The sequence below is a fragment of the Streptomyces sp. NPDC054765 genome (assembly GCF_053612065.1).
In genome coordinates, this window is the sequence record NZ_JBSHBP010000001.1 from 234,527 (window position 1) to 259,416 (window position 24,890).

The 24,890-nt window shown below is 69.4% G+C and carries 24 protein-coding genes; 8 read left to right on the forward strand and 16 right to left on the reverse strand.

All coding sequences use genetic code 11. The features are described 5' to 3' along the window. Positions 1–9: 9 nt before the first annotated feature. Positions 10–627: a hypothetical protein gene (locus tag ACWGJY_RS01145; RefSeq protein WP_453258699.1), complete on the reverse strand. Its 618-nt coding sequence runs from the start codon at positions 625–627 to the stop codon at positions 10–12. Further along, positions 624–1,055: an SseB family protein gene (locus tag ACWGJY_RS01150; RefSeq protein WP_453258700.1), complete on the reverse strand. Its 432-nt coding sequence runs from the start codon at positions 1,053–1,055 to the stop codon at positions 624–626. The genes ACWGJY_RS01145 and ACWGJY_RS01150 overlap by 4 nt, the downstream gene beginning before the upstream one ends. 578 nt (positions 1,056–1,633) lie before the next feature. Between ACWGJY_RS01150 and ACWGJY_RS01155 the strand changes: the two genes are divergently transcribed. Further along, positions 1,634–2,353 (forward strand): response regulator transcription factor, encoded by a 720-nt coding sequence (locus tag ACWGJY_RS01155; RefSeq protein WP_453258701.1) that lies wholly within the window; start codon positions 1,634–1,636, stop codon positions 2,351–2,353. A gap of 11 nt (positions 2,354–2,364) precedes the next feature. Here the strand turns inward: ACWGJY_RS01155 and ACWGJY_RS01160 are convergent, their stop codons facing one another. Beyond that, the gene (locus ACWGJY_RS01160) at positions 2,365–2,673 is read right to left on the reverse strand and encodes a hypothetical protein (protein ID WP_453258702.1); all 309 of its coding nucleotides are present in this window, start codon (positions 2,671–2,673) and stop codon (positions 2,365–2,367) included. A gap of 19 nt (positions 2,674–2,692) precedes the next feature. Next, positions 2,693–4,363 (reverse strand): sodium:solute symporter family protein, encoded by a 1,671-nt coding sequence (locus tag ACWGJY_RS01165; protein ID WP_453258703.1) that lies wholly within the window; start codon positions 4,361–4,363, stop codon positions 2,693–2,695. A 267-nt stretch (positions 4,364–4,630) separates the two neighbouring features. Here ACWGJY_RS01165 and galT point away from each other — a divergent pair, with 267 nt between their 5' ends. The 4 genes from galT (at position 4,631) to ACWGJY_RS01185 (ending at position 9,031) form a co-directional block, all read left to right on the forward strand. Next, positions 4,631–5,749: a galactose-1-phosphate uridylyltransferase gene (gene galT, locus ACWGJY_RS01170; RefSeq protein WP_453258704.1), complete on the forward strand. Its 1,119-nt coding sequence runs from the start codon at positions 4,631–4,633 to the stop codon at positions 5,747–5,749. Further along, positions 5,746–6,723 (forward strand): UDP-glucose 4-epimerase GalE, encoded by a 978-nt coding sequence (gene galE / locus ACWGJY_RS01175; RefSeq protein ID WP_453258705.1) that lies wholly within the window; start codon positions 5,746–5,748, stop codon positions 6,721–6,723. The genes galT and galE overlap by 4 nt, the downstream gene beginning before the upstream one ends. A gap of 13 nt (positions 6,724–6,736) precedes the next feature. Then, positions 6,737–7,981, forward strand: coding sequence for a galactokinase (gene galK / locus ACWGJY_RS01180; RefSeq protein ID WP_453258706.1), 1,245 nt, complete (start codon positions 6,737–6,739; stop codon positions 7,979–7,981). 270 nt (positions 7,982–8,251) lie between these two features. Next, positions 8,252–9,031: a LuxR C-terminal-related transcriptional regulator gene (locus tag ACWGJY_RS01185; RefSeq protein ID WP_453258707.1), complete on the forward strand. Its 780-nt coding sequence runs from the start codon at positions 8,252–8,254 to the stop codon at positions 9,029–9,031. A gap of 53 nt (positions 9,032–9,084) precedes the next feature. On the opposite strand, the gene ACWGJY_RS01190 is transcribed toward ACWGJY_RS01185, so the two are convergent. The 3 genes from ACWGJY_RS01190 to ACWGJY_RS01200 all read right to left on the reverse strand — a co-directional run bounded on the left by ACWGJY_RS01190 (position 9,085) and on the right by ACWGJY_RS01200 (position 12,763). Next, a complete protein-coding gene (locus tag ACWGJY_RS01190; protein ID WP_453258708.1) occupies positions 9,085–11,094 on the reverse strand; it encodes a beta-galactosidase in 2,010 nt (669 codons plus the stop codon). 52 nt (positions 11,095–11,146) lie between these two features. After that, complete coding sequence (locus ACWGJY_RS01195) at positions 11,147–11,959, reverse strand: SDR family NAD(P)-dependent oxidoreductase (RefSeq protein ID WP_453258709.1); 813 nt, start codon at positions 11,957–11,959, stop codon at positions 11,147–11,149. Positions 11,960–12,265: 306 nt separating this feature from the next. After that, the gene (locus tag ACWGJY_RS01200; protein ID WP_030082551.1) at positions 12,266–12,763 is read right to left on the reverse strand and encodes a MarR family winged helix-turn-helix transcriptional regulator; all 498 of its coding nucleotides are present in this window, start codon (positions 12,761–12,763) and stop codon (positions 12,266–12,268) included. Between the two features lie 165 nt (positions 12,764–12,928). Here ACWGJY_RS01200 and ACWGJY_RS01205 point away from each other — a divergent pair, with 165 nt between their 5' ends. Together ACWGJY_RS01205 and ACWGJY_RS01210 are read left to right on the forward strand one after the other, a co-directional pair. After that, positions 12,929–13,753, forward strand: a complete 825-nt coding sequence (locus ACWGJY_RS01205; RefSeq protein WP_453258710.1) for a trans-aconitate 2-methyltransferase — start codon at positions 12,929–12,931, stop codon at positions 13,751–13,753. Positions 13,754–13,880: 127 nt separating this feature from the next. Then, positions 13,881–14,306: a VOC family protein gene (locus tag ACWGJY_RS01210; protein WP_453258711.1), complete on the forward strand. Its 426-nt coding sequence runs from the start codon at positions 13,881–13,883 to the stop codon at positions 14,304–14,306. Here ACWGJY_RS01210 and ACWGJY_RS01215 read toward each other — a convergent pair. From ACWGJY_RS01215 to ACWGJY_RS01255, 9 genes are all read right to left on the reverse strand, one after another. Continuing rightward, the gene (locus tag ACWGJY_RS01215; protein WP_453258712.1) at positions 14,281–14,907 is read right to left on the reverse strand and encodes a hypothetical protein; all 627 of its coding nucleotides are present in this window, start codon (positions 14,905–14,907) and stop codon (positions 14,281–14,283) included. The genes ACWGJY_RS01210 and ACWGJY_RS01215 overlap by 26 nt on opposite strands. A 94-nt stretch (positions 14,908–15,001) precedes the next feature. Continuing rightward, positions 15,002–15,631 (reverse strand): hypothetical protein, encoded by a 630-nt coding sequence (locus ACWGJY_RS01220; protein WP_453258713.1) that lies wholly within the window; start codon positions 15,629–15,631, stop codon positions 15,002–15,004. A gap of 15 nt (positions 15,632–15,646) precedes the next feature. Beyond that, positions 15,647–16,054, reverse strand: coding sequence for a hypothetical protein (locus tag ACWGJY_RS01225; protein WP_453258714.1), 408 nt, complete (start codon positions 16,052–16,054; stop codon positions 15,647–15,649). A 195-nt stretch (positions 16,055–16,249) separates the two neighbouring features. Further along, complete coding sequence (locus tag ACWGJY_RS01230; RefSeq protein WP_453258715.1) at positions 16,250–16,882, reverse strand: hypothetical protein; 633 nt, start codon at positions 16,880–16,882, stop codon at positions 16,250–16,252. Positions 16,883–16,897: 15 nt separating this feature from the next. After that, positions 16,898–18,028 (reverse strand): hypothetical protein, encoded by a 1,131-nt coding sequence (locus ACWGJY_RS01235; RefSeq protein ID WP_453258716.1) that lies wholly within the window; start codon positions 18,026–18,028, stop codon positions 16,898–16,900. Between the two features lie 58 nt (positions 18,029–18,086). Then, positions 18,087–19,256, reverse strand: coding sequence for a putative T7SS-secreted protein (locus ACWGJY_RS01240; RefSeq protein ID WP_453258717.1), 1,170 nt, complete (start codon positions 19,254–19,256; stop codon positions 18,087–18,089). A 55-nt stretch (positions 19,257–19,311) separates the two neighbouring features. Then, positions 19,312–19,602, reverse strand: coding sequence for a WXG100 family type VII secretion target (locus ACWGJY_RS01245; protein ID WP_453258718.1), 291 nt, complete (start codon positions 19,600–19,602; stop codon positions 19,312–19,314). A gap of 476 nt (positions 19,603–20,078) precedes the next feature. Next, the gene (locus tag ACWGJY_RS01250) at positions 20,079–20,765 is read right to left on the reverse strand and encodes a TetR/AcrR family transcriptional regulator (protein WP_336054067.1); all 687 of its coding nucleotides are present in this window, start codon (positions 20,763–20,765) and stop codon (positions 20,079–20,081) included. Between the two features lie 22 nt (positions 20,766–20,787). Continuing rightward, positions 20,788–21,801 (reverse strand): acyl-CoA desaturase, encoded by a 1,014-nt coding sequence (locus tag ACWGJY_RS01255; RefSeq protein ID WP_453258719.1) that lies wholly within the window; start codon positions 21,799–21,801, stop codon positions 20,788–20,790. 342 nt (positions 21,802–22,143) lie between these two features. Here ACWGJY_RS01255 and ppc point away from each other — a divergent pair, with 342 nt between their 5' ends. Further along, complete coding sequence (gene ppc, locus ACWGJY_RS01260) at positions 22,144–24,870, forward strand: phosphoenolpyruvate carboxylase (protein WP_453258781.1); 2,727 nt, start codon at positions 22,144–22,146, stop codon at positions 24,868–24,870. Positions 24,871–24,890: the final 20 nt, after the last annotated feature.

Here is a 24,890-nt window from a genome sequence, read left to right on the forward strand (position 1 = left end):
AACGGGGGCTCAGGATCCGTCGTGGTCGTTGGCCTGCGGCCGGCTGTCACGGGCGATTTTCAGCGGCCGCAAGGCCCAGTTGTGGTCCGCGTCGCCCGCCCACTTGGACGTCGAGAAGTCCTTGCCCGTCTGGTCCGCCGCTTGCCCGACTTCCTGAAGCGCCTTGCGGGACTCGGCCGAGGTGGGGTCCCAGTCCGCGTCGTCGAACTGGGTGACCGCGTTGTCCTCGCGGACTTGCTTCCACGTCCGGTGCTTCAGCTGTTCCTCCGTCATCGTCGGGTTCCCCATCAGCAAGGCATTGGCCCCGACCTTCAGCGTCGTCGAAACGTACTGCTCCTGCTCGTGATAAAGCCCGGCCGTCAAATCAAGGCGGCGCGCGAATTCGTTGGCCTCATGGATGAGCAGGCGAACGCCCCAGCCCCAGCGTTCACAGAACGAATCGAATGTGGAACTCACCTCGGCGTGTCCGCTCTCCAAGCCGGAGAGCGCCAGCTTGTCGAATCCCTGGCCGAGTTGGGCGCTGGTGTCGAAGCCCAGTTCCTTCAGTTCCGCGATCGCGTCGTGGATGCCCTTGGTGACCTGCTTCAGGGCATCCGGGTCGAGCTCGTACCCCTCTGCGGACGTCATGCCGCACCCCCGGCCGTGGTCGCACCGGGTCCGCTTTCGGTGTGGCCCGGCTCGGTGAGGCCGACCGCCACGGAGTCCGGGACGATGCCGCTGACCGGCGGGAACACCATCGCTTGCGCGCTGCCCGCGTCCAGTACCACGCCCGCCGGTCCCTCGATGGCGGGGAGGACGACATCCAGGAGACGCGCACCGACCGCGCGGATGTAGGACAGTTCGACCTCGGGGCCGGCGCCCCGGGAGACGGCGAAGCGGGCCAGTTCCTGTTCGTCGGAGAAGGCGTACAACCAACGGATTCCGGTCAACTCGGCTGACATGAGCGATTCATTGACAACCGGCACCCATACCGACGTCCGGCGGAACTCGCCCACCAAGGCAGCCGGATCCAGGTCGCCCTCATGAGCTGCTGCCACTTCGTCAGCCAATGGCATGGCGGATCGCTCCCTCCCCCGATGTCACCTCAACTGCCCGAACCTACTTTCGCATACGGCACTGACAGTGCCCGCAAAGGCGCTTCGGTGAAAAACCGGCAGCTGGTTCTTTTTGGCTTCAACAAGTCTGACTTCAACAAGACTGCAGGGAGTGCGCAGTGCGGAGAGCGGAGAGCGGAGAGCGGCATGGCGGAGGGCGTGCGTGGTGTGCGGTTGAGCCGGCGCGCCACCCACCGGCAGGGCCCGGTTCGCGAATATCCCGCCGACGCCGGAAAACGCCTGGCGTACCCGCCTTGGACCCCGGGCCGCTTCCCCCTCGATGAGTAGGCCCGGTGGTCCCCGTCCCCCTCGACGACGAGTCGGCCCGGTGTTCCCCGCCCCACTCGATGAGCCGGCCCGGCGGCCCCCGTCCGCGCTCCGTAACGGCGTCAACCGGCCCAGATTGGCCGGGATTCCAGCATTCCGGGGGCTTCTTCCCGGTAGAGGGCGCGCTATCGCAGCCGAGCGTGTAGCTTCCCGGGGACGAGCGGCCCGGCAGGGGTCGCGCCGGGGCCCGCCGGGGTGGAGGGGGTTGCTCGATGGGCGTGCGGCTCATGGTGGTCGACGATCATCGTCTGCTCGCGGAGGCGCTGGCCTCGGCGCTGAAGCTGCGCGGGCACCGCGTCCTGGCGGCGGCCGCGCCGAGTGCGGGGGCCGCCGAGCTGGTGGTGAGCCGGGCGCCCGAGGTGTGTCTGCTGGGCACCGCAGCGCCCGCCCGGCCGGGCGCCTTCGACCCGGTCGTACGGATCAAGAAGGAGCGGCCGCAGGTCGCGGTGGTGGTGCTGGGCCCGGTGCCCAGTCCGCGCGGTATCGCCGCCGCGTTCGCGGCCGGGGCCTCCGGGTACGTCCGTAACGACGAGCGCATCGAGGGCGTGGAGCGCGCCATGATGAAGGCGCGGGCGGGGGAGTCGGCGGTCTCGCCGCAGCTGTTGCAGCAGGCCTTCGAGGAGCTGCTGCACCCCGCGGCGCAGCCGGACGACGAGGGCGCGCGGCTGCTGGAACTGCTCACCCCGCGCGAGGTCGAAGTCTTGATGCGGGTCGCGGACGGTGAGGACACCCGGCTGATCGCGGCGGGGATGGACATCGCGCCGAGCACGGCGCGTACGCATGTGCAGCGGGTGCTGATGAAGCTGGAGGTGGGGTCGCGGCTGGAGGCCGCGGCCCTGGCGGCGCGCACCGGGCTGCTGGACCGGGCGGCGGGCGGCGGCGCGCGCGGCGGGGCGGCGGACCCGGACGAACCGGCCCCGCCGCCGCAGTAATCGCGCTCCGCTCAGCCCTCGGCGGGCTCGTCCGCCAACCCGGCCTGCAGCTCCTCGGCCGTCGGCGGGACGGTCGGCCGCAGCTTCAGCCAGACGAGGAAGAAGAGCCCGAGGGCGAGCATGCCCAGGCCCGTCCACAGGTTGATGTTGATGTCCTGGGCCTTCTTGAGATCCGCGTCCGAGGCCGTCAGACCGGCGATGGTGACGATCACGCCGTAGACGACGAACAGGCCGCCGATGATGCGCCGTACGTCGAAGAGTCGCGCGGCGGTCGCGGACTCGCGTTCCAGTTGCTCGACTTCGTGCTGGTAGTCGCTCATGGTGCGTTCCTCGGCGGGCTCAGAAGGAGAAGGGGATGTAGCAGACGGCGGCGAGGACGAGTGCGCCCCAGCCCAGCAGGGCCGGCTTGCGGTACCAGGCATCGTCACCCTCGGCCGGGAGTTCCGTCATGCCGGGGGACCTGGAGCCGTAGACCAGACCCGCCAGCGACTCGGCCGACTTGGGCTTGGTGACCAGGGTGACGAGCACCATCACCAGCGCGCCGACGACGAACGCCACGATCGAGGAGACGAAGTTGGCGCCCTGCTCGGAGGGGATCGCGATGATGCCCTGCTTGTAGAGCCAGAAGTAGTTGACCATCGCGGCGACGGTGCCGGACAGCAGACCCCAGAACCCGGCCGCGGCGCTGGTCCGCTTCCAGAACATCCCGATGATGAAGACGACGAACAGCGGGACGTTGAAGAAGGAGAACAGCGTCTGCAGGTAGTTCATGATGTTGCTGAAGGACGAGGCGATGAAGGCGGTGCCCATGCCGATCAGCACGCCGACGGCGGTGACCACCCGTCCGGTCTTGAGGTAGTAGCGGTCCTCGCGGCCCTTCTTCAGGTACACCGCCCAGATGTCGTTGGTGAAGACCGTGTTGAACGACGAGACGTTGGCCGCCATACCGGCCATGAAGGCGGCGAGCAGACCGGTCACCGCGATGCCCAGGACACCGTTGGGCAGCAGGTCCCGCATCAGCACCGGGATCGCGTCGTTGTACTGCAGTCCGTCCTTGGACTTGCCCAGCGTCGGCTCCATGACCAGCGCGATCAGGCCGGGGACGACCACCACCAGCGGGATGAAGATCTTGGGGAAGGCGGCGATCAGCGGGGTGCGCCTGGCGGCGGAGAGGTTCTTCGCGGACAGTGCGCGCTGCACCTCGGCGAAGTTGGTGGTCCAGTAGCCGAAGCTCATCACGAAGCCGAGACCGAGGACGATGGTGAGCCAGTTCGCGCCCAGTGGGTTGGCCTCGCCGATTCCGGTGCCCTTCCAGGCGGTCAGGAACGCGTCCCCGTGCGAGGAGCTCAGTGAGTCGGTCAGCCCGTGCCAGCCGCCGACGCGCTTGAGGCCGACGATGGTCAGCGGGATCAGCGCGGCAAGGATGACGAAGAACTGCAGCACCTCGTTGTAGATCGCCGAGGACAGGCCGCCGATGGTGATGTACGCGAGGACGAAGACGCCGGCGACGACGATCGCGACCCACTGCGGCCAGCCGAGCAGCGCCTGCAGCACGATCGCCATGGCGTACAGGTTCACGCCCGCGATCAGCACCGAGGAGACGGCGAAGATGACCGAGGAGAGGAAGTGGGAGGAGGGGCCGAAGCGGTGCAGCAGGAACTCCGGCACCGAGCGGACCTTGGAGCCGTAGTAGAACGGCATCATCACCAGGCCCAGGAAGACCATCGCCGGGATGGCGCCTATCCAGTACCAGTGCACGGTGTAGGCCCCGTACTGCGCACCGTTGGCGGCCATACCGAGGATCTCGGTGGCGCCGAGGTTGGCGGCGACGAAGGCGAGGCCGGTGACCCAGGCAGGCAGGGACCGCCCGGAGAGGAAGAAGTCCAGGCTCGTCTTCACGCTGCGTTTGGCTGCGAATCCGATGCCGAGGACGACGACGAAGTAGATGGCCAGGATCGTGTAGTCGAGCCCGTTGGTGGGGAGCCGTAGCCCTTCGGCCAAGGTGATCATGGGGGACTCATTTCGCGGGTCCGGGGGCGCGGCCCCCGGAGGACACATCTTTGTGCGATCGGAACGCACAAAAACGTACGCGCGGTCATCGCGAAACTGAATACTTTTGTTTGGTTCAGTTGCGCTTTCGTGATCGGTGTGGGGTGGATGTCGGATATGTCCGCCCGAGATTTCTCAAGATCCCCATGGAGTTCTCGGCGTTGACGCAACTGTTTAGTTGTGCTTCATTGTGTTTGTTTGTGTTTGGTCGCAGGGTGAGGAGCTCCCGTGAAGAAGACGTCGACCCGGCTGGCGGACGGCCGGGAGCTCATCTACTACGACGTGCGTGACGACGTCGTACGCGATGCGGTCGACCGCCGCCCCCTCGACCCCGTGGCCACCGCCTCCGAGATCCGCCACGACCGGCTCCTCGGCGACAACGTCGCCATCGCCTCGCACCGTCAGGCCCGCACCTATCACCCCCCGGCCGACGAGTGCCCGCTGTGCCCCTCCCGCCACGGCCGGGTCTCCGAGATCCCCGCCGCCGACTACGACGTCGCCGTCTTCGAGAACCGCTTCCCCTCCCTCGCCGGCGGCAGCGGCCGCTGCGAGGTCGTCTGCTTCACCTCCGACCACGACGCCTCCTTCGCCGACCTCACCGAAGAACAGGCCGCCCTGGTCCTGGAAGCCTGGACGGACCGCACCGCCGAGCTGTCCCAACTCCCCGGCGTGGAGCAGGTCTTCTGCTTCGAGAACCGCGGCGCCGAGATCGGCGTCACCCTCGGCCACCCGCACGGGCAGATCTACGCGTACCCCTTCATCACCCCGCGCACCGCGCGCATGCTCGCCTCGCTCGCCGCCCACCGTGAGGCCACCGGCGGCAACCTCTTCGACGACGTGGTCGCCGACGAGCTGGCCGACGGCCGCCGTGTCGTCCTCGAAGGCGAGCACTGGGTGGCCTTCGTCCCGTACGCCGCCCACTGGCCCTACGAGGTGCACCTCTACCCCAAGCGCCGGGTCCCCGACCTGCCCGCCCTCGACGAGGCCGCCCGCACCGAATTCCCACAGATCTACCTGGAAGTCCTGCGGCGCTTCGACCGGATCTTCGATGGGCCGGGTGACGGGAAGGAAGGGGTGCGGGACGGCGGGAAGGAAGGGAGCGGGGTGAGTGAGGAGCCCCGTCCGGCCGGCGCGGCCCGTACGCCGTACATCGCCGCCTGGCACCAGGCGCCGCTGCGCGCCGGACAGCGCGGGGATTTCGCACTGCACCTCGAGCTTTTCACCATTCGCCGCACTTCCGGCAAGCTGAAGTTCCTCGCGGGTTCCGAATCCGGCATGAACGTGTTCATCAATGATGTGCCGCCGGAGGCCGCGGCCGAGCGACTGCGAGAGGTAGCGAGCGAGTGAGCAAGAAGTACCTGGTCACGGGCGGTGCGGGATATGTCGGCAGCGTCGTTGCGGCCCATCTGCTGCAGGCCGGTCACGAGGTGACCGTGCTCGACGACCTGTCCACCGGCCACCGCGAGGGCATCCCCGCAGGCGCCCGCTTCATCGAGGGCCGCATCCAGGACGCCGCGAAGTGGCTCGACCCCTCCTACGACGCGGTGCTGCACTTCGCGGCCTTCTCCCAGGTCGGCGAGTCCGTCGTGAACCCCGAGAAGTACTGGCGCAACAACGTCGGCGGCACCATGGACCTGCTCGCCGCCATGCACGACGCCGGTGTCCGCACCCTCGTCTTCTCCTCCACCGCCGCCACCTACGGCGAGCCGCGCGCCACCCCGATCACCGAGTCCGCCGAGACCGCCCCCACCAGCCCCTACGGCGCGAGCAAGCTCGCCGTCGACCACATGATCAGCGGTGCGGCCGCCGCCCACGGCCTGGCCGCCGTCTCGCTGCGCTACTTCAACGTCGCCGGCGCCTACGGCAGCTGCGGCGAGCGCCACGACCCCGAGTCGCACCTCATCCCGCTCGTCCTCCAGGTCGCCCGGGGCAAGCGCGAGGCGATCTCCGTCTTCGGCGAGGACTACCCCACCCCCGACGGCACCTGCGTACGCGACTACATCCACGTCGCCGACCTCGCCGAGGCCCACCTCCTCGCCCTCGACGCGGCGACCGCGGGCGAGCACCTGATCTGCAACCTCGGCAACGGCAACGGCTTCTCCGTCCGCGAGGTCATCGAGACCGTGCGCAAGGTCACCGGGCACCCCATCCCCGAGATCACCGCACCGCGCCGTGGCGGCGACCCCGCCGTGCTGGTGGCCTCCGCCCGGACCGCCATCGACCGCCTCGGCTGGCGGCCCAGCCGCACCGACCTCGCCGGCATCGTCACCGACGCCTGGCAGTTCGCGCAGCACCTCGACCGGGAACACCGCAACACCTGACGAAGGGGACCTGATGACCGTTCACGGAGCCGCCGCCCCGGCCACCGAGCGCCCGCACGGCGCCCGGCACACCGCGGAGGAATTCACCGCGGTGTACGGCGCCGCCCCCACGGGCACCTGGGCGGCGCCCGGCCGGGTCAACCTGATCGGTGAACACACCGATTACAACGACGGCTTCGTGATGCCGCTCGCCCTCCCGCACACCACCCTCGCCGCCGCCTCGGCCCGCACCGACGGTGTGCTGCGGCTGCACTCCGGCGGTGCCGACGGCGGCATCGTCGAACTGCGCATCGACGCGCTGCGGCCGGCCACCGGCGCGGCGTCCGAGGCGCTGGAGACGAGCCGGGGCGAAGCGCAGCACAGCGGCGGCTGGGCCGCCTACCCGGCCGGTGTCGTCTGGGCGATGCGGGAGGCCGGCCTGCCCGTCGGCGGCGCGGATCTGCACTACGACAGCACGGTGCCCACCGGCGCCGGACTCTCCTCCTCCGCCGCCCTGGAGATCGTCACCGCGCTCGCCCTGAACGACCTCTATGCGCTCGGGCAGGAGCCGCAGCGACTGGCCCAGCTCGCCCAGCGGGCCGAGAACGCCTTCGTCGGCGTGCCCTGCGGGATCATGGACCAGACCGCCGCGGCCTGCTGCACCGAGGGAAATGCCCTGTTCCTCGACACCCGCGACCTCACCCGGCGCCAGATCCCGTTCGACCTGGCGGGGGAGGGCCTGCGGCTCCTCGTGATGGACACCCGGGTGAAGCACGAGCTGGGGGACGGCGCATACGCGGAGCGGCGCGCCGGCTGCGAGCGCGGCGCGCGGGCGCTCGGTGTGCGGGCCCTGCGCGAGGTGCCGTACGCGCACCTGCCGCAGGCACTGGACGAACTGGCCGGCGAACCCGTCGTCCAGGCCCTCGTACGGCACATCGTCACCGAGAACCAGCGCGTCGAAGAGGTCATCGCCCGCCTCGACGCGGGCCGCACCCGCGCCATCGGCCCGCTGCTGACGGCCGGCCACGCCTCACTCCGCGACGACTTCAAGATCTCCTGCCGGGAACTCGACCTCGCCGTCGACACCGCCAACGCGGCAGGCGCCCTCGGGGCGCGGATGACCGGCGGCGGTTTCGGCGGCTCGGCGATCGTGCTCGTCGAGGAGGCCGGCGCCACGGCCGTCGGCGCGGCGGTCACCGAGGCTTTCGCGGCGGCCGGCCATGCCACCCCGCGGATCTTCGAGGCCGTCCCGAGCGCGGGAGCACATCGCGTCGAGTAGGGCGCGCCGGGCGGCGCGCGGCCACCGGGCGGGCACCGAATGGCACGGGCGGGGGAGCAGTTTCGCCAATCACCTTCCCTTGCCGCAACCCGTCCGTACCCTGGGACCCTGCACCGGTGGGGGCCGGTGCCGATCAGGGGGCGAGACCGTTCGGGTACGGCGCCCGGGGTGGGGTAGTCATGCCGGCACGGCGGCGGCCGTGCGGCTGAGGCGATCTTCAATCCGGGCGTCGTGCCCGCTATGGTCCGTTCACCGGGACAGGGGGTCTCTGTGCAACGCATCCGGGTTCTGGTGGTCGACGACCACCGCATCTTCGCCGAATCCCTGGCGGCCGCGCTCGCCGCGGAACAGGACGTGGACGTCGCGGCCGCGGGCAGCGCTCCCGCGGCGCTGCGCAATCTGGACCGGGCGGTCACCGACGGCCGCCGGTTCGACGTGCTGCTCGCCGACGCCGACCTCGCCGCGCCGCTGCTCGCGGTGCCCGCGCAGGGAGCGGCCCGCGACATCGTGCCGCGCGCCGTGCCGCGGGACGGCATCGCGCTGGTCTCCGGCCTGCGCACCAGCCATCCGTATCTGCGCACCGTCGTCCTCGCCGATCGCGACGACCCGCGCCGCGCGGCCGCCGCGCTGCAGGCCGGCGCCTCCGGCTGGGTCGCCAAGGACTGCTCGCTCTCCCGGCTGCTCGCCGTGATCCGCGGCGTGCTCCGCGACGAGACGCATCTGCCGCCCGCCCTGCTGACCGGTGTGCTGCGGGAGCTGACGGCGGCCCGCAAACACCGCTCCGAGAGCGAGCGGCTGGTGGAGTCGCTGACCCCGCGCGAACGCGAGGTGCTGCGCTGCATGGTGGCGGGCCTGGGCCGCAAGGCGGTCGCCGAGCGGCTGTTCCTCTCCCCGCACACGGTCCGTACGCATATGCAGAATGTGCTCGGCAAGCTCGGGGTGCACTCCACCCTCGCGGCGGTCGCGCTGGCCCGCCGGGCGGGGGTCGGCCCGGTCGAACTGGAAGCGGCGGCCGCGGTGGGCGCGGTGGCCTCGATGCCGGTGCCGTGAAGGGCTGAAGGGCAGAAGGGCTGAGGGCCGGGTGGCCGCGGGGCGCGAAGGCCCTACCCGCCGGGTTCCGTCAGAACGGCCACGCCCCGGGCCCTCAGCACGACCCGGTCGACGGCCCCGGCCCCGGCCCCGCCCGTCCCGTCCACCGCCGCGAGCGCCTCCCGCATCGGTGCCGGCAGCGTGACCTCGACGGCCTCCGCCCCATGGTTGAGCAGGAAGACATACCGCCCACCGGCACCCTCGCGGACCGTGGCCTGCACGCCCTGCGGCAGCCCCGGCAGGACGGGCGCCACCCCGGCCGCCGCCCGGACGTCGTCCAGCAGGGCCCGCATCGGCGCCGCGTCGAGCCGGGTGCCGACGTACCAGACCGTGCCCCGCCCGTAGGCGTGCCGGGTGACCGCGGGCCGGCCGGCGAGGTCCCCGTCCGTGAAGCGGGCGAGCGCCTCGGCCCCTTCGAGGCCGATGGCCTCCGACCACAGATCCGCCCGCCCCGGCCAGTCGCCGCCGACCGTCACCGTCCGGCCCTCGTCCAGCGGCCAGAACTCCTCCACCCGCAGCCCCAGCAGCTCCCGCAGCGGCGCCGGACAGCCGCCGGGGTGCACCCGGTCGTGCGCATCGACGATTCCGGAGAAGAACGACACCAGCAGCTGACCGCCCTCGCGCACATAGGCGGTCAGCCGCTCGGCGTCGTCCGCGGTCAGCAAATACAGATTGGGCACCACCACCAGCCGGTAGCCGGACAGTTCGCGCTGCGGCGGGACCACGTCGCAGGCCACGCCCGCCTCGAACAGCGGCCGGTAATGATCCAGCGCGATCCGGGAGTGGTCCAGCGCGGTCGACGGCTTGGAGTCCAGCTCCAGCGCCCACCAGCTGTGCCAGTCCGCCAGCAGCGCCACTTCGGCCCACGACCGGGTCCCCTCGATGCCCGGCAGCGCGGCCAACTCCCGTCCCAGCTCGGACACTTCGCGGAAGATGCGGGTATCGGTCCCGCCGTGCGGCAGCATCGCCGAGTGGAACTTCTCCGCGCCGCCCAGTGACTGCCGCCACTGGAAGTACAGCACCGCGTCCGCGCCCTGGGCGACCGCCTGCCAGCTCCACAGCCGCATCGCGCCGGGCGGCTTGGGGCCGTTGCGGGGCCGCCAGTTGACCGCGCCGGGGGCCTGCTCCAGCAGCATCCAGGGCTGTCCGGAGCGCGCCGAGCGCATCAGGTCGAAGACATAGCCGGCCCTGATGTGGTCGTCGGGCGCATAGGGGTCCTGGTAGAAGTCCAGCGCCATCGTGTCCATGTGCGGTGCCCAGGCGAAGGCGTCGACCGGTTTGTGCTGCGGCATCAGATTGGTGGTGACCGGAATGCGGGGGGTGTGGCGCTCCAGCACCTCCTTCTCGGCCAGATAGCAGGCGCGCAGGGCCTCGTCGCCGAAGCGCAGATAGTCCAGCTGCTGTGCGGGGTTGGGGAAGGTGGGCGCGGTGCGGGGCGGCAGCACCTCGTCGAAGTCGCCGTACGTCTGTGACCAGAAGGCCGTCGACCAGGCGGCGTTGAGCGCGTCGACGTTCCCGTACCGTTCGCGCAGCCAGCGCCGGAAGTCCTCGGCCGACACCTCGCAGAAGCACTGGCGGGTGTGGCAGCCGTATTCGTTGCCGACGTGCCACATGGTGAGCGCCGGGTGGCCGGCGTAGCGGGTGGCGAGCTGTTGGACGAGGCGTACGGCATGGGCGCGGTAGACGGGGCTGGAGGGGCAGTAGTGCTGCCGGGCGCCGGGCCAGCGGCGCCGGCCGTCGGCGTCCTCGGGCAGGATCTCGGGGTGCGCGCGCGACAGCCACGGTGGCGGTGAGGCGGTCATGGTCGCCAGGCAGACGGCGATCCCGGCGCCCGCCAGCCCGTCCATGACGCGGTCGAACCAGCCGAAGTCCCAGGCCCCGGAGCGGGGTTCGACCTTGGCCCAGGAGAAGATCCCGGCCGTGACCATGGTGACATGGGCCGCCTTCATCAGCTTCAGATCCTCGGCCCACACCTCCTCGGGCCACTGCTCGGGGTTGTAGTCGCCGCCGAATCGGATGCCCATCGGACCCCCTGCGTCGAAGCTCGGGGCGGGCCCGCGGCCCCGCCCGCCCGGTTCACGAAGAGTTCTTGTACACGCTCCACCCGCCGTCGACGACGAGGCTCGCGCCCGTCACGAAGGACGCCTCGGCCGACAGCAGAAAGGCGATGACGGCGGCGACCTCCTCGGGCCGCCCCAGCCGCCGGGCCGCCGTCTCCGCGGCGCCGGCCTGCCGCTCCTCCTCGCCGATACCGTCCCAGGCGGCCGTCAGCACGGGACCCGGCAGCACGCTGTTGACCCGTACCTCCGGCCCGTATTCGACGGCCAGTTGACGCCCCAGACCGGTCAGCCCGGCCTTGGCCGCGGCGTACGCGGGCTGCCCCGGCAGCCCGATCAGCGCATGCACCGACGAGGTCAGCACCACCGCGCCGTCGCGCGCCCGCAGATCCTCCAGCGCGGCGCGTACGCCGAGGAACGAGCCGGTCAGATTGACCGCGAGCTGCCGGTCCCAGTCCGTGAGCGGGGTGCGGTCGGCGGCTGCCGCATACGGCAGGAAGGCGTTGCTGACCAGCCCGTCCACCGGGCCGTAGCGCCGCCGCGCCGACTCGACGGCCCGCCGCCAGTCGTCCTCGCCCGTCACATCGCAGTGCTCGTACGAGGCATGGCCGCCGGCCGCCCGGATGCGCCGCGCGGTGTGTTCGCCGCGCGCGTCGTCGATGTCCAGCAGGAGGACGCCGGCGCCCTCGGCCGCGAGCCGGTCGGCGGTCGCCGCCCCGATCCCGGCGGCCGCCCCGGTCACCAGGACCGTACGGCCCTCGAACCGCTTGCCGTACGGGCCGTACGGGCCGTGCGGGCCGTTCGCCGGGTGCGATGTGCGCTGCGGGCTCATGGCGCGATCCAAGCCCACGAGACGAGCGGCGGGCAAGGGGACGGGGGAGGAGAGGGGCGCGCGTCGATTCAGAGGGCGCGCGCTCTGCTTGCACGCCGTCAAATGCGGCGCACGGTGTTTCCCCGGCACGCGGTTTTCCGCATCCGTCGCCCGCGGGGGCAGCGGGGGCAGCGGGGGCCGTGGAGGCCGCGGACGCCCGTTGGGAAGGTGCCCCCTGATCCGAACGACCCGCCGGGATCAGGGATCAGGGGTCAGGGATCAGGGATCAGGGATTAGAAGTCAGGGATCAGGGATTACGGGACAGCCTTAGCCGGGAATGTTGTCGAACGGACCGGTCAGCCGCCGCAGCAGCCCCGCCAGTTCGCCGCGCTGCTGGCGGGAGAGCTCGGCCAGGATGGCGCGCTCCTGGATCAGCAGCCCGGCCAGCGACTGGTCGGCCTTGTCGCGGCCCTCGGCGGTCAGTCTGACCAGCACTCCGCGCCGGTCGCTGGGATCGGGCAGCCGCTCGACGAGGTCCTTCTTGGCGAGCCGGTCGATGCGGTTGGTCATCGTCCCCGAGGTGACCAGGGTCTGCGTCAGCAGCGCCCCGGGGGAGAGCTGGTAGGGCGCCCCGGCGCGCCGCAGCGCGGTGAGCACATCGAATTCCCAGGGCTCCAGGCCCACCTCGGAAAAGGCGATACGCCGGGCCCGGTCGAGGTGCCTGGCCAGTCTGGAGACGCGGCTGAGGACCTCAAGCGGTTCCACGTCGAGGTCCGGGCGCTCGCGGCGCCATGCTGCGACCAGTCGATCGACCTCGTCCTCCATGACGATCAGTGTAAAGGGTCTGTCGACATGAAGTCTCTTGACGTCGAGATATATTTGGCTGGACTATGGGGCATCGTCGGCGAGGGCTCGGTTTCCAGCCGAGACGGCCCGAATCAGACCGTGCCAGCCTTGAGTCAGCCCTGCAACGGCAAAGGGGTTTCGATCATGCATGACGCACCAACCTGGGATCCGCAGCAATACCTCCGCCACTCCGGGCACCGTACCCGCCCCTTCCACGACCTCCTCGCCCGGATACCCGAACTCCCCCGGCAGGGGCGCCCCGCCCGCATCGCCGACCTCGGCTGCGGTCCCGGAAACGTCACCGCCCAGCTCGCCGCCCGCTGGCCCGATGCGCACATCACCGGATACGACAACTCCCCGGAGATGCTCAAGGAGGCCGAGGCCCACGCCGGCCCCACCCCCGGCGGCGGCCACCTCGACTTCGGCCTCGCCGACGCCACCGACTGGGCGCCCGAGGAGAGCTACGACCTGATCGTCTCCAACGCGGCACTGCAGTGGGTCCCCAACCACCCGGACTCCTTCGCCCGTTGGACCGAGGCCCTCACCCCCGGCGGCACCTTCGCCTTCCAGGTCCCCGGCAACTTCACCTCACCCAGCCACGCCCTCCTCGGCGAACTGTGCGACGCCCCCCAATGGCGCGAACGGTTCACCACTCACGGCCGCCGCTTCGTCCATATCCTCCAGCCGGTGGACTACCTCGAACGCCTCGCCGACCTCGGCTGCGCCGTGGACGTATGGGAAACCACCTACGTCCAGCTCCTGGAGGGCGACGACCCCGTCCTCGACTGGGTCAAGGGCACCGCCCTGCGCCCCGTCCTGACCGCCTTGGAAAACGACCCGCCCGCCCGTGAGGCCTTCCTCGCCGAATACCGCGACGTCCTCCGCAAGGCCTACCCCGCCGGCCCCCACGGCACCGTCTTCCCCTTCCGCCGCATCTTCGCCGTCGCCCGGAAACCGATGGCCGGCTGACGCCCCGCACCCGGCTCCCCGCCGCGCTCCGACGCATCCCTTCCGGCCCCTTCCGGTCCCTCCGAACTCCTGCGATCCCCTCCGATCCCCTCCGAACTCCTCCGAACTCGTCCGAGGTGACTACGCCGTGATCACCGGCCTCGATCACATCCAGCTCGCCGCGCCCCCCGGCACTGAAGACGCCCTGCGCACCTACTACGCGGACCTCCTCGGCATGACGGAGGTCCCGAAGCCGCCGGCACTCGCGGCCCGCGATGGGGATACCTCCCGCTCAAGCGAAGCCTTGAGCGGGGGATGCTGGTTCGAGGCCGGTACGGCCCGGCTCCACCTGGGCATCGACCCGGACCACCACCCGTCGGCCAAGGCCCACCCCGGCATCCGCGTCCACGACATCGACGCCTTCGCCACCCGCCTGACCGCCGGGGGCGCCACCGTCACCTGGGACGACCGCCTGCCGGGCCACCGCCGCTTCTACTCCGCAGACCCGGCCGGGAACCGGCTGGAATTCCTGGAGGCGGTGGGGACGGTTACGGAATGGGATTCTTGTGGGTGAGTGTTCCGGGGAACAGCGCCAGGAATTCCTTGTCCTGGGGGACCAGCAAAGTCCCCCAGGAACCGTCGGCGAAGCCGAACTGGAACTCCTTTCGCCCGCCGGCGCGGTGACGCGTCCAGGCCAGCGCGGTACGGGAAAAGCAGGCCCCCGACTCGACCGCGCGGCCGGTCTGTGACCGGCGGACGTTCTGCACGTAGACGAATCGCAGACTGCATTCGGTGAGCGCGACAAAAATGATGACCCCGGTCTCCGCATGCGGCTGACCGGCCGCCAGCCACTGCCCCGCCAGGCTGTCCCAGGTGCCGAAGAAACGCCCGTTCTTCTTCTGCCGCTTCACCCGGGCCGCGGGGTCGCCGGTGGCCTTGACCGGCCCGGGTTTCGGGTCGGTGAGCGTCGCGGTGTCAAAAAGAAAGGAGAAAAAGCCGCGCCGCCCGTCTCCCGGCCTACCGTGCCCGACCAGCACCTTCGGCTGCCGGCCGGGCGGCACATCGGCATCGTCCTCCCGGCGGTCGGACATGGCCCGGCCGACCTCGAAGGCCCCCACGAGCCGCTCATTCACGGGCAACGCCGAGGCGACGCTTGTCATCAGGTCGGGCTGCATGGAGTGGCGCTTCCTTTCCGGGGGAGGAACGGTCCTCTTCCCTCAGCTGGGCGATGGTGCCACTGAGCGGCCGTCCCGGCCCCCAACGGCAGAGCTACGGGGTGGGGTCGCGCTCGCCGAGGGTGTGCGGGAAGAATTTCGCGCGTGCGTCCGCATCGGGGCCCATCAGCGTCCCCCACGAGCCGTCGGTGAAACCGAGTTGCACCTCGTCGGGGTTGGTGTGTGTGAGTCGGCTCCAGGAAAGGGTCTCCCGGCGGAAGGAAGCACCCAGTTCGATCGCCTCGTCCAGTTTCCCGTTCCAGCGGTTGTACTGCGCGTACACGAACTGGAAATGGCTGTCGGTGACGGCGACCGCGACGATGACGCCTGCCTTGGTCCGCGGCTGAGCGGCTGCCAGCCACTGGCCGGCCATGCTGTCCCAGCCGCCGAAGAACGCCTTCTTCCTCTTCTGGCTCTTCGCCCTCTTGACGGGATCGAGCGCCGCATCGGCCCCACTGGGCGACGGGACATCGGCGGTCAGGGTCCGGAAGAAGAAACCCCCGAGCTTTCCCAGGAAATCTCCTGAGCCGGACCGGGCATGGGTCAGCACCACGGGCCGTCGTTTGTCCGGCGTATCGCAGCGGTCCGCGCTGCTGGACGTCGAGCGTGACGTGGTGAACCCGTCCAGGTAGACCTGGCCCGCGGGCAGTACCGCGGCGATTTTCTGCTCCAGATCGGCCCGCAATGTTCTCAGCTCCTCTTATCCGAACAGGGAATCAGCCGGGGCGGAGGCACGAGTGCACGGCGCGGTCACCTCTGCGGTGAACCTGCCGGCTTCGGTGTCCGCAGAAGCGGTGAACGCATAACCTGCCGATTGCGCAGGCACATCGTCCCCGGCCCATACGCGGATGCGTTCGCCGGTGCTTTCCGTCTCCGTCTGCCATCCTCGCGACGCGAACGATGCGACTGCCCGCGGCAGCGCGCGCGAGAGATCGCCGGTCGTCACGCTGCCGATGTGCCAGCCGTGCCGTGCCGAGCAGGCGGACCGCAGGCCTTTGGCCCAGCACTGGGCACACGTCACGGAGGTGACCTGCCCGCCGCCCATGCTGCCGTGCAGCGCTACGGCATCCATCAACCGGCTGGAGTGCCAATACAGCGCCTGCTTCACTCCGTCCTCCGGCTCGACCGCGGTCGGGGCACTCTGCCGCATGGCCCGAGGTGACCAGTCGTCGTACTCATCAGGGGACTCCTTCCGGGGGAGATCACACCTGATTCATGACACTCGCCGGGAACCGGCTGGAATTCCTGGAGGCGGTGAAGCCGACCGGAACGCTTTCGCCTGGGCAGGGCCCTCGAGGAATGGTTACGGAATAGGTTCGTCAGGGGTCAAGCTCCCGGGAAAAGCTGCCAGGAAGGCGGCGGCCGCGGGGATCAGAAGTGTTCCCCATGAGCCGTCGGCGAAGCCGATTTGCACGTCGCCGCCACGCTGGCGACGGAGACGGGTCCAGGCGATGCTGTCACGGCGGAAACAGGGTCCCATTTCATGGGCATCGCCGATTTTTACTCCCCAGCGGCGATTTTGCCAGTAAATAAACCGCACATTCCGTTCAGTGACCGCAATCGCTGTCACCACGCCGCCCGTGCAGAGCGGCTGCGAGGCTGCCATCAATTTCCCTGCGAGGCTGTCCCAGGTGCCGAAGAAGCGGCTGTTCCGTTTCTGTGAGGTCACTCGGTGCGTAGGGTCGTCGCTACCCGTCCCGGGACTCGGGAGATCGTTGATCGCAACCTTGAGAACGAAGGGAATGAAGGAAAAGGCCCGTGCCCAACCGTCCCCCGGCATGCGGTGCCCGACCAGCACTCTTGGCCGTACGGCCTTCGGCGCGTCACCGCCTCCGTCTTCGTTGTGGTTCACATGAACGACGCTGAAAACTTCCGCCGCACGCTCTTCGCTGGGCAATACCGCGCGCACGCGATCTGCAATGTCATAGCGTTTCATTTGTTCCCCTCGGATTCATCCGAAAGCGGATTCGCTCGTGGAGGTATGGATGGAACGGGTACAAGGAGACGCTACTTCGGCAGTAATCCGGCTCGCGTCCTCGGATATGGTAAGGGTGAACGAAAAGCCTGTCCGTACGCCCCCTTCGCGTACTTCCCAGCTATGCACGGAATTACCCGATTCGGGGAGCTCCGATTCCCATCCGATGGCGGCGGAGAAATTAGCCACCCGGGACAACACGCCGGAAAGATCGACTGAGGCGAGAGCATTCATATGCCAGTTATGTGTGGCGTAACAAGGGGTCCGCAACCCCCTTTCCCGGCAACCCTGACAGGTGATGGGGCTGACTTTCTCCCCACCGCTCATGCGTCCTCGTATGGCCATGGAGTCGAGCAGCCTACTGGAATGCCAATAAAGCTCCTTTTTGACTGCTTCATCCGCTTCCAGGGTGACGGGCGCGGCCTGCCGCATGGCACGGTAGTCCGCAATCTCCTGGTCCGTGCCCCAGTCGATGGTATTGAGGACTTCATGGAAGAGTTCGGCATGCAGTCCCCAGTCCGCACCCGCCGGGGAGCTGAGCTCGAAAATCAACATTTCGCTGGTGCCGGGCAGCGGGATGTACGACTGGATATGCGACTGCTGAACGGCCGATTCGTGGCCTGACGCCGACCAGTCCGCATCGATGACGAACGCGGCCCCGCCCTCACGAATGAGGGCGGGGCCACACGTCAACTCCACGGCTTGACAGTCGTCGTCCGGAAACTTCCGTTCAAGAGCCTCCCGCGTGGTACGCAGCAGCTCCGGGTCGTCCTCGCTGTCGTGCCGCACCTGGCTGACGACGATGGTCGAAAGGCTCGGCCGTCCCTCTACGTCGAGCAGGCAGAGACCGGCGTAGATGACGTCTGCCTCCGCCATCGGTTCCAGCTGCGCCGAGAGCCCCAGGGCAAAGCGGTACTGGAATTCCGCGGGGTGCTCCGGGAGGATCTCGGTGACCAGCGCATACAACTGCTCCGCCGCGGCCTCATCATCCGCGGCCGCCACGGGGATCTCGTGGACGAACGGTGGCATGATCCAGCCGATGTTCAACTTGGACGGCCGCCGGGCTGCAGATGCGACTGTCGCCCCGTCTCCGGCGCTGTTCAGCAAGATTCTGGCTCCTTAGCCATTCAGGTGGTCGGCAGATCACGAGGTGCGCGGGCCATGACTAGTCGTCATGGCCGTCGAAATGATTGGACACCTCTTTTGTGGCGCCATGAATGAAGGAGCCCGCCTTGATGGGCAGCTGAATTCCAGCCTCGATCTTGTGCGGGACCTTGCCCTCCGGGAAATTGAACTTCTTGTTCAACATCCAATTGATCCCTTTCTGCGAAAGGGGAGACCGCACGCCTTCGGCGACTTTTTCGCTGAGCCGCACCCCTTCGGCCGCGACTTCTGCCCCACGCGCAGCCTTGATCCCCGCTATCGCGGTTTTTGCGACGCCGCCCACCCCAGGAATAACCCCGAGAGCATCGAGCCCGATCTTCCAGCCGGGCGTTCCGTTGCCCCGGGCGTTCCCCATCCAGTGCCCTGCCATCGCGCCGGCGGCGCACACGGCAGAAGCGCCGGCGAGCACCCCGCCGGCCACCGTTCCCACGACCGGGATGAGTTCGCACGCCAGCGCCGCGGCCGCCAGGCCCGCCGAGATCGTCGACAGCAGGTCCGCGTGCTCCACCAGCCAGTCCTTGAACCCCCGCCATGCACTCTTCAGGCCATCCACCGCACGGTTCCACCAGTGGATGTCCGGCGGGTGGTTCTCCGAAGCCTTCAAGATCGCGCGTTCGGCCTCGCCGGCCCGGTCTTTCCACTGGGCATGGATCCGCTCGGCCTCGCGGATGAGGTCCTCGAGCTTGTCCTTGGAGTGGTCGGCCTTGTCCTTGGCCGCGTCCAGATCGTCGTCCATCCGCTGGGCGTCCGCCGGCTGCATCGGCCGGCCGAAGTACGGTTTGTACTTCTCGAACACGTCGTTGTAGTGGTCGAGGTCGGACTCCGCCTGCTTGCGGGCCGTCGCGGCCTCCGCCTCGACCTTTCCGGCCTTGTCCTGGAATCCCTGCAAATGGCCGTGCCAGCCGCGCAGCGCCTTGGCGCAGTCGTGCATCGACTCGCTGCCCTGCTTGAGGTATTCGGGAAGTTCGCCGAGCTTCTTCGCGAAGTTCTGTGCGGCCTCGCCCTCCCAGGCGCCATCGCTCTTGCCGACCGCCTTGAGCAGATGATCCAGCTCGTCCAGCTCGTCGCCCACGGACTTCACATCCGAGGAGAGTGCCTGGATGGCGTGCAGATCGCCCTTGGCCGGATTGAACCCGACGCCGGGCCAGGCCGAATCGTCGTCGATGAACATGCTGCGCCAGGACACGCGTATCCCCCTGTTGCCGATCGCTTCTCGGGCCGGTCGGTTACTTCTTGCCGAGCATCTTGGCGTTTTCCTCTTCGCCTGCCTTATAGGCATCCAGCGTCGTCTTCAGTTTCTCGTGAATGTCCTTGGCGGCATCCGCGATCCGCTTGATCCCGTCACCCCATTGACCCTGGAATTCGTCACAGGCGTCGTCGAGGCCTTCGGTGCCCAGGGCTTTCGGGCCCACTTTGTTCAGGCGATGCTGGGCGTCCCGCATGCGATCGTCGGCATTCGAGAGCTTGTCGAGCATCCCCTGCACACGCTCGACATCGATGGTGAAGTCTGTCGCCACGGTGCGATTCCCCCGCCGCTCGGCTATTTCCTGGATGCGGCGATCCCGGATCGGCGCATCCGCTCACCGTACCGTGATCGCCCGATGGAGCGGAAACGCAGAGGTAAAGGGGGGAGCAATGCGAAGCGAGGTGAGATGGCGAAAGTGCATCAAAGGAATGAGGAAGTCGGCATGAGGTATGCCGGAAATATCACCACATGCTTCGGACGTCCGCATGATGGTTGCATGGCGCCGCTCCACGAAAAGGAGAGCGGCGCCCGGCCCCGGCGCTACGTGCCGTACAGCGCGGCCTGCGCATAGATGAGGTTCACATTCAGCGGGCCGGTGGCGGCGCGGTACATGACGACGGCCGATCAGTCTGTCAGACGGCGATCATCAAGTGGGTCGCCAGGGAGACACCGCCGTTGAGGTACCGCTGTTGAGGCACTGCTGTTGAGGTACCGCTGTTGAGGCGCCGCCACTCCCGCGACCGACCCTCAGTTCTTGCGATGCCCTATCAACCGCGGCCTGGCCTCCAGATTGCCCAGTCCGTGCCAGGCCAGATTCACCAGATGGGCCGCCACCTCGGCCTTCTTCGGCTTGCGGGTGTCCACCCACCACTGGCCGGTCAGCGCGACCATGCCCACCAGGGCCTGCGCATAGAGCGGGGCCAGTTTCGGGTCGAAGCCGCGGGCCTTGAATTCCAGGCCCAGGATGTCCTCGACCTGGGTGGCGATATCGCTGATGAGGGAGGCGAAGGTGCCCGTCGACTGGGCCACGGGGGAATCGCGGACCAGGATGCGGAAACCGTCGGTGAAGGTCTCGATGTAGTCGAGCAGCGCGAACGCCGCCTGTTCGAGGAGTTCGCGGGGGTGGCCCGCGGTCAGCGCACCGGTCACCATGTCCAGCAGCTGCCGCATCTCGCGGTCCACGACGACCGCGTACAGGCCCTCCTTGCCGCCGAAGTGCTCGTAGACCACCGGCTTGGACACCCCGGCCTTCGCCGCGATCTCCTCCACCGACGTGCCCTCGTAGCCCCGCTCGGCAAAGAGAGTGCGACCGATGTCCAGCAGCTGCTCCCGGCGCTCCGCACCCGTCATCCGGACCCTGCGGGCCCGCCGCGTGCCCGCGGCCGGGGAGGGCTTGCCCTTGCTGTTGCTCGCGCTGCTGTTGTCGATCGCCACCCGTCAATCATGCCTTCCCCGCCTACCGCCGGGAGCTACCCCCGGCGACCGGCTCCGCGCGTCGGGCATCGATGCGGGATGCGTCCGGCCACCGGACGTCATACGCCCAGCCCGCCTTCTCGAACCAACGGATCAACCGGGCGCTGGAATCCAGCTGCCCCTTCATCACACCGTGCCGGGCGGAGGTCGGGTCCGCGTGGTGCAGGTTGTGCCAGGACTCCCCGCAGGACAGGACCGCCAGCCACCACACATTGCCCGAGCGGTCACGGGACTTGAAGGGGCGCTTGCCCACCGCATGACAGATGGAGTTGATCGACCACGTCACGTGATGCAGCAGCGCCACACGGACCAGGGAGCCCCAGAAGAAGGCGGTCAGCGCACCCTGCCACGACCATGTCACCAGACCGCCCACCAGCGGCGGGACCATCAAAGACACCGTCGTCCACAGCACGAACTGGCGGGAGACCGTACGGAGCGCCTCGTCCTTGACCAGATCCGGTGCGTACTTCTGCTGCGACGTCTGCTCCTCGTCGAACATCCAGCCGATGTGCGCCCACCACAGGCCCTTCATCAAGGCCGGCACCGTCTCGCCGAAGCGCCACGGGGAGTGCGGGTCGCCCTCGGCGTCGGAGAACCTGTGGTGCTTGCGGTGATCCGCCACCCAGCGCACCAGCGGTCCCTCGACGGCCAGCGACCCCATGATCGCGAGCGCGATCCGCAACGGCCGCTTCGCCTTGAACGAACCATGCGTGAAGTAGCGGTGGAAGCCGATCGTGATGCCGTGGCAGCCGATGTAGTACATCGCCACCATCAGCCCCAGATCCAGCCAGCTCACCCCCCAGCCCCAGGCCAGCGGGACCGCGGCGACCAGCGCCACGAACGGGACGGTGATGAAGAGCAGGAGCGTGATCTGTTCGAGCGACCGGCGCTGCTCGCCGCCCAGCGTCGCGGACGACCCCGGCGCGCCGGCGGCGGCACCGGCGGACGAATCAGCAGGAATCGGTCGATCTTCTACGGCTTCAGGACCAGCGGTCATGGTGTCCCTCGTCGGGGGGCTCGGGGGCACGGCTACGGCTACGGAACCGTAACCTACGGTCTCGTAAGTATGGCAGTGCCGCCACCACGGGCAAGGCCGTGACAGGCGCCACACCCGCCACCTGCGACGCAGATGCCCACCCTGCGGACGGTGTGATCCGCCGATGCTGGGCAGACCTATCCTGGGGAACGTCGGACAGCGCGGTCCGCAACCCGCCCGCATCAGACCTGCCCACCCGTCGCCCGCCGCCACCCCCCTATGAGCCGCGTGCGACGCCCCTGATCGCTGCAAGGAGCCGCACCTGTGAGCCGTGCCGACAACACTCCAGCCGAGATCGCGTCCATCGAGAGCCTCGACCCCGGCCCGAGCGACAACATCGCCCTGCGCGCCGACATCCGCCGCCTCGGCGACCTCCTCGGCGAAACCCTCGTCCGCCAGGAAGGCCCGGAACTCCTCGACCTCGTCGAGCGGGTCCGCGCCCTGACCCGCTCGGACGGCGAGGCCGCGGCCCGGCTCCTGGGCGACACCGACCTGGCCACCGCCGCCAAGCTGGTGCGCGCCTTCTCCACGTACTTCCACCTCGCGAACGTCGCCGAGCAGGTCCACCGAGGCCGTGAGCTGGGCGCCAAGCGCGCCGCCGAGGGCGGCATCCTCGCCCGCACCGCCGACATGCTCAAGGACGCCGACCCCGAGCACCTGAAGGCGACCGCCCGCAACCTCGGCGTGCGCCCCGTCTTCACCGCGCACCCCACCGAGGCCGCCCGTCGCTCCGTCCTCACCAAGCTCCGCAAGGTCGCCGAGCTGCTGGAGACCGCCGACGGCAGCGAGCGCCGCCGCGCCGACCTGCGGCTGGCCGAGAACATCGACCTCATCTGGCAGACCGATGAGCTGCGCGTCGCCCGCCCGGAGCCCACCGACGAGGCCCGCAACGCCATCTACTACCTCGACGAGCTGGGGCGCGGTGCCGTCGGCGACGTCCTCGAAGACCTCGCCGCCGAGCTGGAGCGCGCCGGCACCGAGCTGCCCGCCGGCACCCGCCCGCTCACCTTCGGCACCTGGATCGGCGGCGACCGCGACGGCAACCCCAACGTCACCCCCCAGGTCACCTGGGACGTCCTGCTCCTCCAGCACGAGCACGGCATCACCGACGCCCTGGAACACATCGACGAGCTGCGCGGCGCCCTGTCCAACTCCATCCGCAACTGCGGCGCCACCGACGAGCTGCTGGCATCCCTCCAGCACGACCTGGACCTCCTCCCGGAGATCAGCCCCCGCTACAAGCGGCTGAACAGCGAGGAGCCCTACCGGCTCAAGGCGACCTGCATCCGGCAGAAGCTCGTCAACACCCGCGACCGCCTCGCCGGCGACACCCCCCACGTCCCCGGCCGCGACTACCTCGGCACCACGGAACTCCTCGACGACCTCGCCCTCATCCAGACCTCGCTGCGCGCCCACCGCGGCGGCCTGGTCGCCGACGGCCGCCTGGAGCGCACCCTGCGCACCATCGCCGCCTTCGGCCTGCAGCTCGCCACCATGGACGTCCGCGAGCACGCCGACGCCCACCACCACGCGCTCGGCCAGCTCTTCGACCGCCTCGGCGAGGAATCCTGGCGCTACGTGGACATGCCGCGCGACTACCGCCGCAAGCTCCTCGCCAAGGAACTGCGCTCCCGCCGCCCGCTGGCCCCCACCCCGGCCCCCCTCGACGAGGCCGGCGCCAAGACCCTCGGCGTCTTCCGCACCGTCCTCAAGGCCAAGGAGACCTTCGGCCCCGAGGTCGTCGAGTCCTACATCATCTCCATGTGCCAGGGCTCGGACGACGTCTTCGCGGCCACCGTCCTCGCCCGCGAGGCCGGCCTGATCGACCTGCACGCCGGCTGGGCCAAGATCGGCATCGTGCCGCTGCTGGAGACCACCGACGAGCTGAAGATCGCCGACCAGCTGCTCGACGAGATGCTCGCCGACCCCTCCTACCGACGCCTGGTCGCCCTGCGCGGCGACGTCCAGGAAGTCATGCTCGGCTACTCCGACTCCTCCAAGTTCGGCGGCATCACCACCTCCCAGTGGGAGATCCACCGCGCCCAGCGCCTGCTGCGCGACGTCGCCCACCGGCACGGCGTACGGCTGCGCCTCTTCCACGGCCGCGGCGGCACCGTCGGCCGCGGCGGCGGCCCCTCCCACGACGCGATCCTCGCCCAGCCCTACGGCACCCTCGAAGGTGAGATCAAGGTCACCGAGCAGGGCGAGGTCATCTCCGACAAGTACCTGGTGCCGTCACTGGCCCGGGAAAACCTGGAACTGACGGTCGCCGCCACCCTCCAGGCCTCCGCCCTGCACACCGCCCCCCGGCAGTCCGACGAAGCCCTCGCCCGCTGGGACGCCACCATGGAAACCGTCTCCGAGGCGGCCCACGGCTCCTACCGCCGGCTCGTCGAGGACCCCGACCTGCCCGCGTACTTTTTCGCCGCCACCCCCGTCGACCAGCTCGCCGAACTCCACCTCGGCTCGCGCCCCTCCCGCCGCCCCGACTCCGGCGCCGGCCTCGACGGACTGCGCGCCATCCCCTGGGTCTTCGGCTGGACCCAGTCCCGCCAGATCGTCCCCGGCTGGTACGGCGTCGGCACCGGCCTCAAGGCCGCCCGGGAAGCCGGACTCGACAGCGTCCTGGACGAGATGCACGAGCACTGGCACTTCTTCCGCAACTTCCTGTCCAACGTCACCATGACGCTGGCCAAGACCGACCTGCGGATCGCCCAGCACTACGTCGACACCCTCGTGCCCGACAAGCTCAAGCACGTCTTCGACCACATCAAGGCCGAACACGAACTCACCGTCGCCGAGGTCCTGCGGGTCACCGGGGAGAGCGCACTCCTCGACTCCAACCCGGTCCTCAAGCAGACCTTCCACATCCGCGACGCCTACCTCGACCCGATCTCCTACCTCCAGGTCTCGCTGCTGGACCGCCAGCGCACCGCCGCCGAGCGCGGCGAGGAGCCCGACCCCGTCCTCGCCCGCGCCCTGCTGCTCACCGTCAACGGTGTCGCCGCCGGACTGCGCAACACCGGCTGACGCACCCCCGCACACGGCGG

What these genes read in the sequence shown, in the direction of transcription:
- ACWGJY_RS01215 (WP_453258712.1), bottom strand. Translation starts at nt 14,907, where the DNA reads ATGCAGCCCGACCTGATGACAAGCGTCGCCTCGGCGTTGCCCGTGAAT.
- ACWGJY_RS01230 (WP_453258715.1), bottom strand. Translation starts at nt 16,882, where the DNA reads ATGAAACGCTATGACATTGCAGATCGCGTGCGCGCGGTATTGCCCAGC.
- ACWGJY_RS01160 (WP_453258702.1), bottom strand. Translation starts at nt 2,673, where the DNA reads ATGAGCGACTACCAGCACGAAGTCGAGCAACTGGAACGCGAGTCCGCG.
- ACWGJY_RS01240 (WP_453258717.1), bottom strand. Translation starts at nt 19,256, where the DNA reads ATGTTCATCGACGACGATTCGGCCTGGCCCGGCGTCGGGTTCAATCCG.
- ACWGJY_RS01150 (WP_453258700.1), bottom strand. Translation starts at nt 1,055, where the DNA reads ATGCCATTGGCTGACGAAGTGGCAGCAGCTCATGAGGGCGACCTGGAT.
- ACWGJY_RS01195 (WP_453258709.1), bottom strand. Translation starts at nt 11,959, where the DNA reads ATGAGCCCGCAGCGCACATCGCACCCGGCGAACGGCCCGCACGGCCCG.
- ACWGJY_RS01155 (WP_453258701.1), top strand. Translation starts at nt 1,634, where the DNA reads ATGGGCGTGCGGCTCATGGTGGTCGACGATCATCGTCTGCTCGCGGAG.
- ACWGJY_RS01190 (WP_453258708.1), bottom strand. Translation starts at nt 11,094, where the DNA reads ATGGGCATCCGATTCGGCGGCGACTACAACCCCGAGCAGTGGCCCGAG.
- ACWGJY_RS01255 (WP_453258719.1), bottom strand. Translation starts at nt 21,801, where the DNA reads ATGACCGCTGGTCCTGAAGCCGTAGAAGATCGACCGATTCCTGCTGAT.
- galK (WP_453258706.1), top strand. Translation starts at nt 6,737, where the DNA reads ATGACCGTTCACGGAGCCGCCGCCCCGGCCACCGAGCGCCCGCACGGC.
- ACWGJY_RS01205 (WP_453258710.1), top strand. Translation starts at nt 12,929, where the DNA reads ATGCATGACGCACCAACCTGGGATCCGCAGCAATACCTCCGCCACTCC.
- ACWGJY_RS01145 (WP_453258699.1), bottom strand. Translation starts at nt 627, where the DNA reads ATGACGTCCGCAGAGGGGTACGAGCTCGACCCGGATGCCCTGAAGCAG.
- ACWGJY_RS01200 (WP_030082551.1), bottom strand. Translation starts at nt 12,763, where the DNA reads ATGGAGGACGAGGTCGATCGACTGGTCGCAGCATGGCGCCGCGAGCGC.
- ACWGJY_RS01165 (WP_453258703.1), bottom strand. Translation starts at nt 4,363, where the DNA reads ATGATCACCTTGGCCGAAGGGCTACGGCTCCCCACCAACGGGCTCGAC.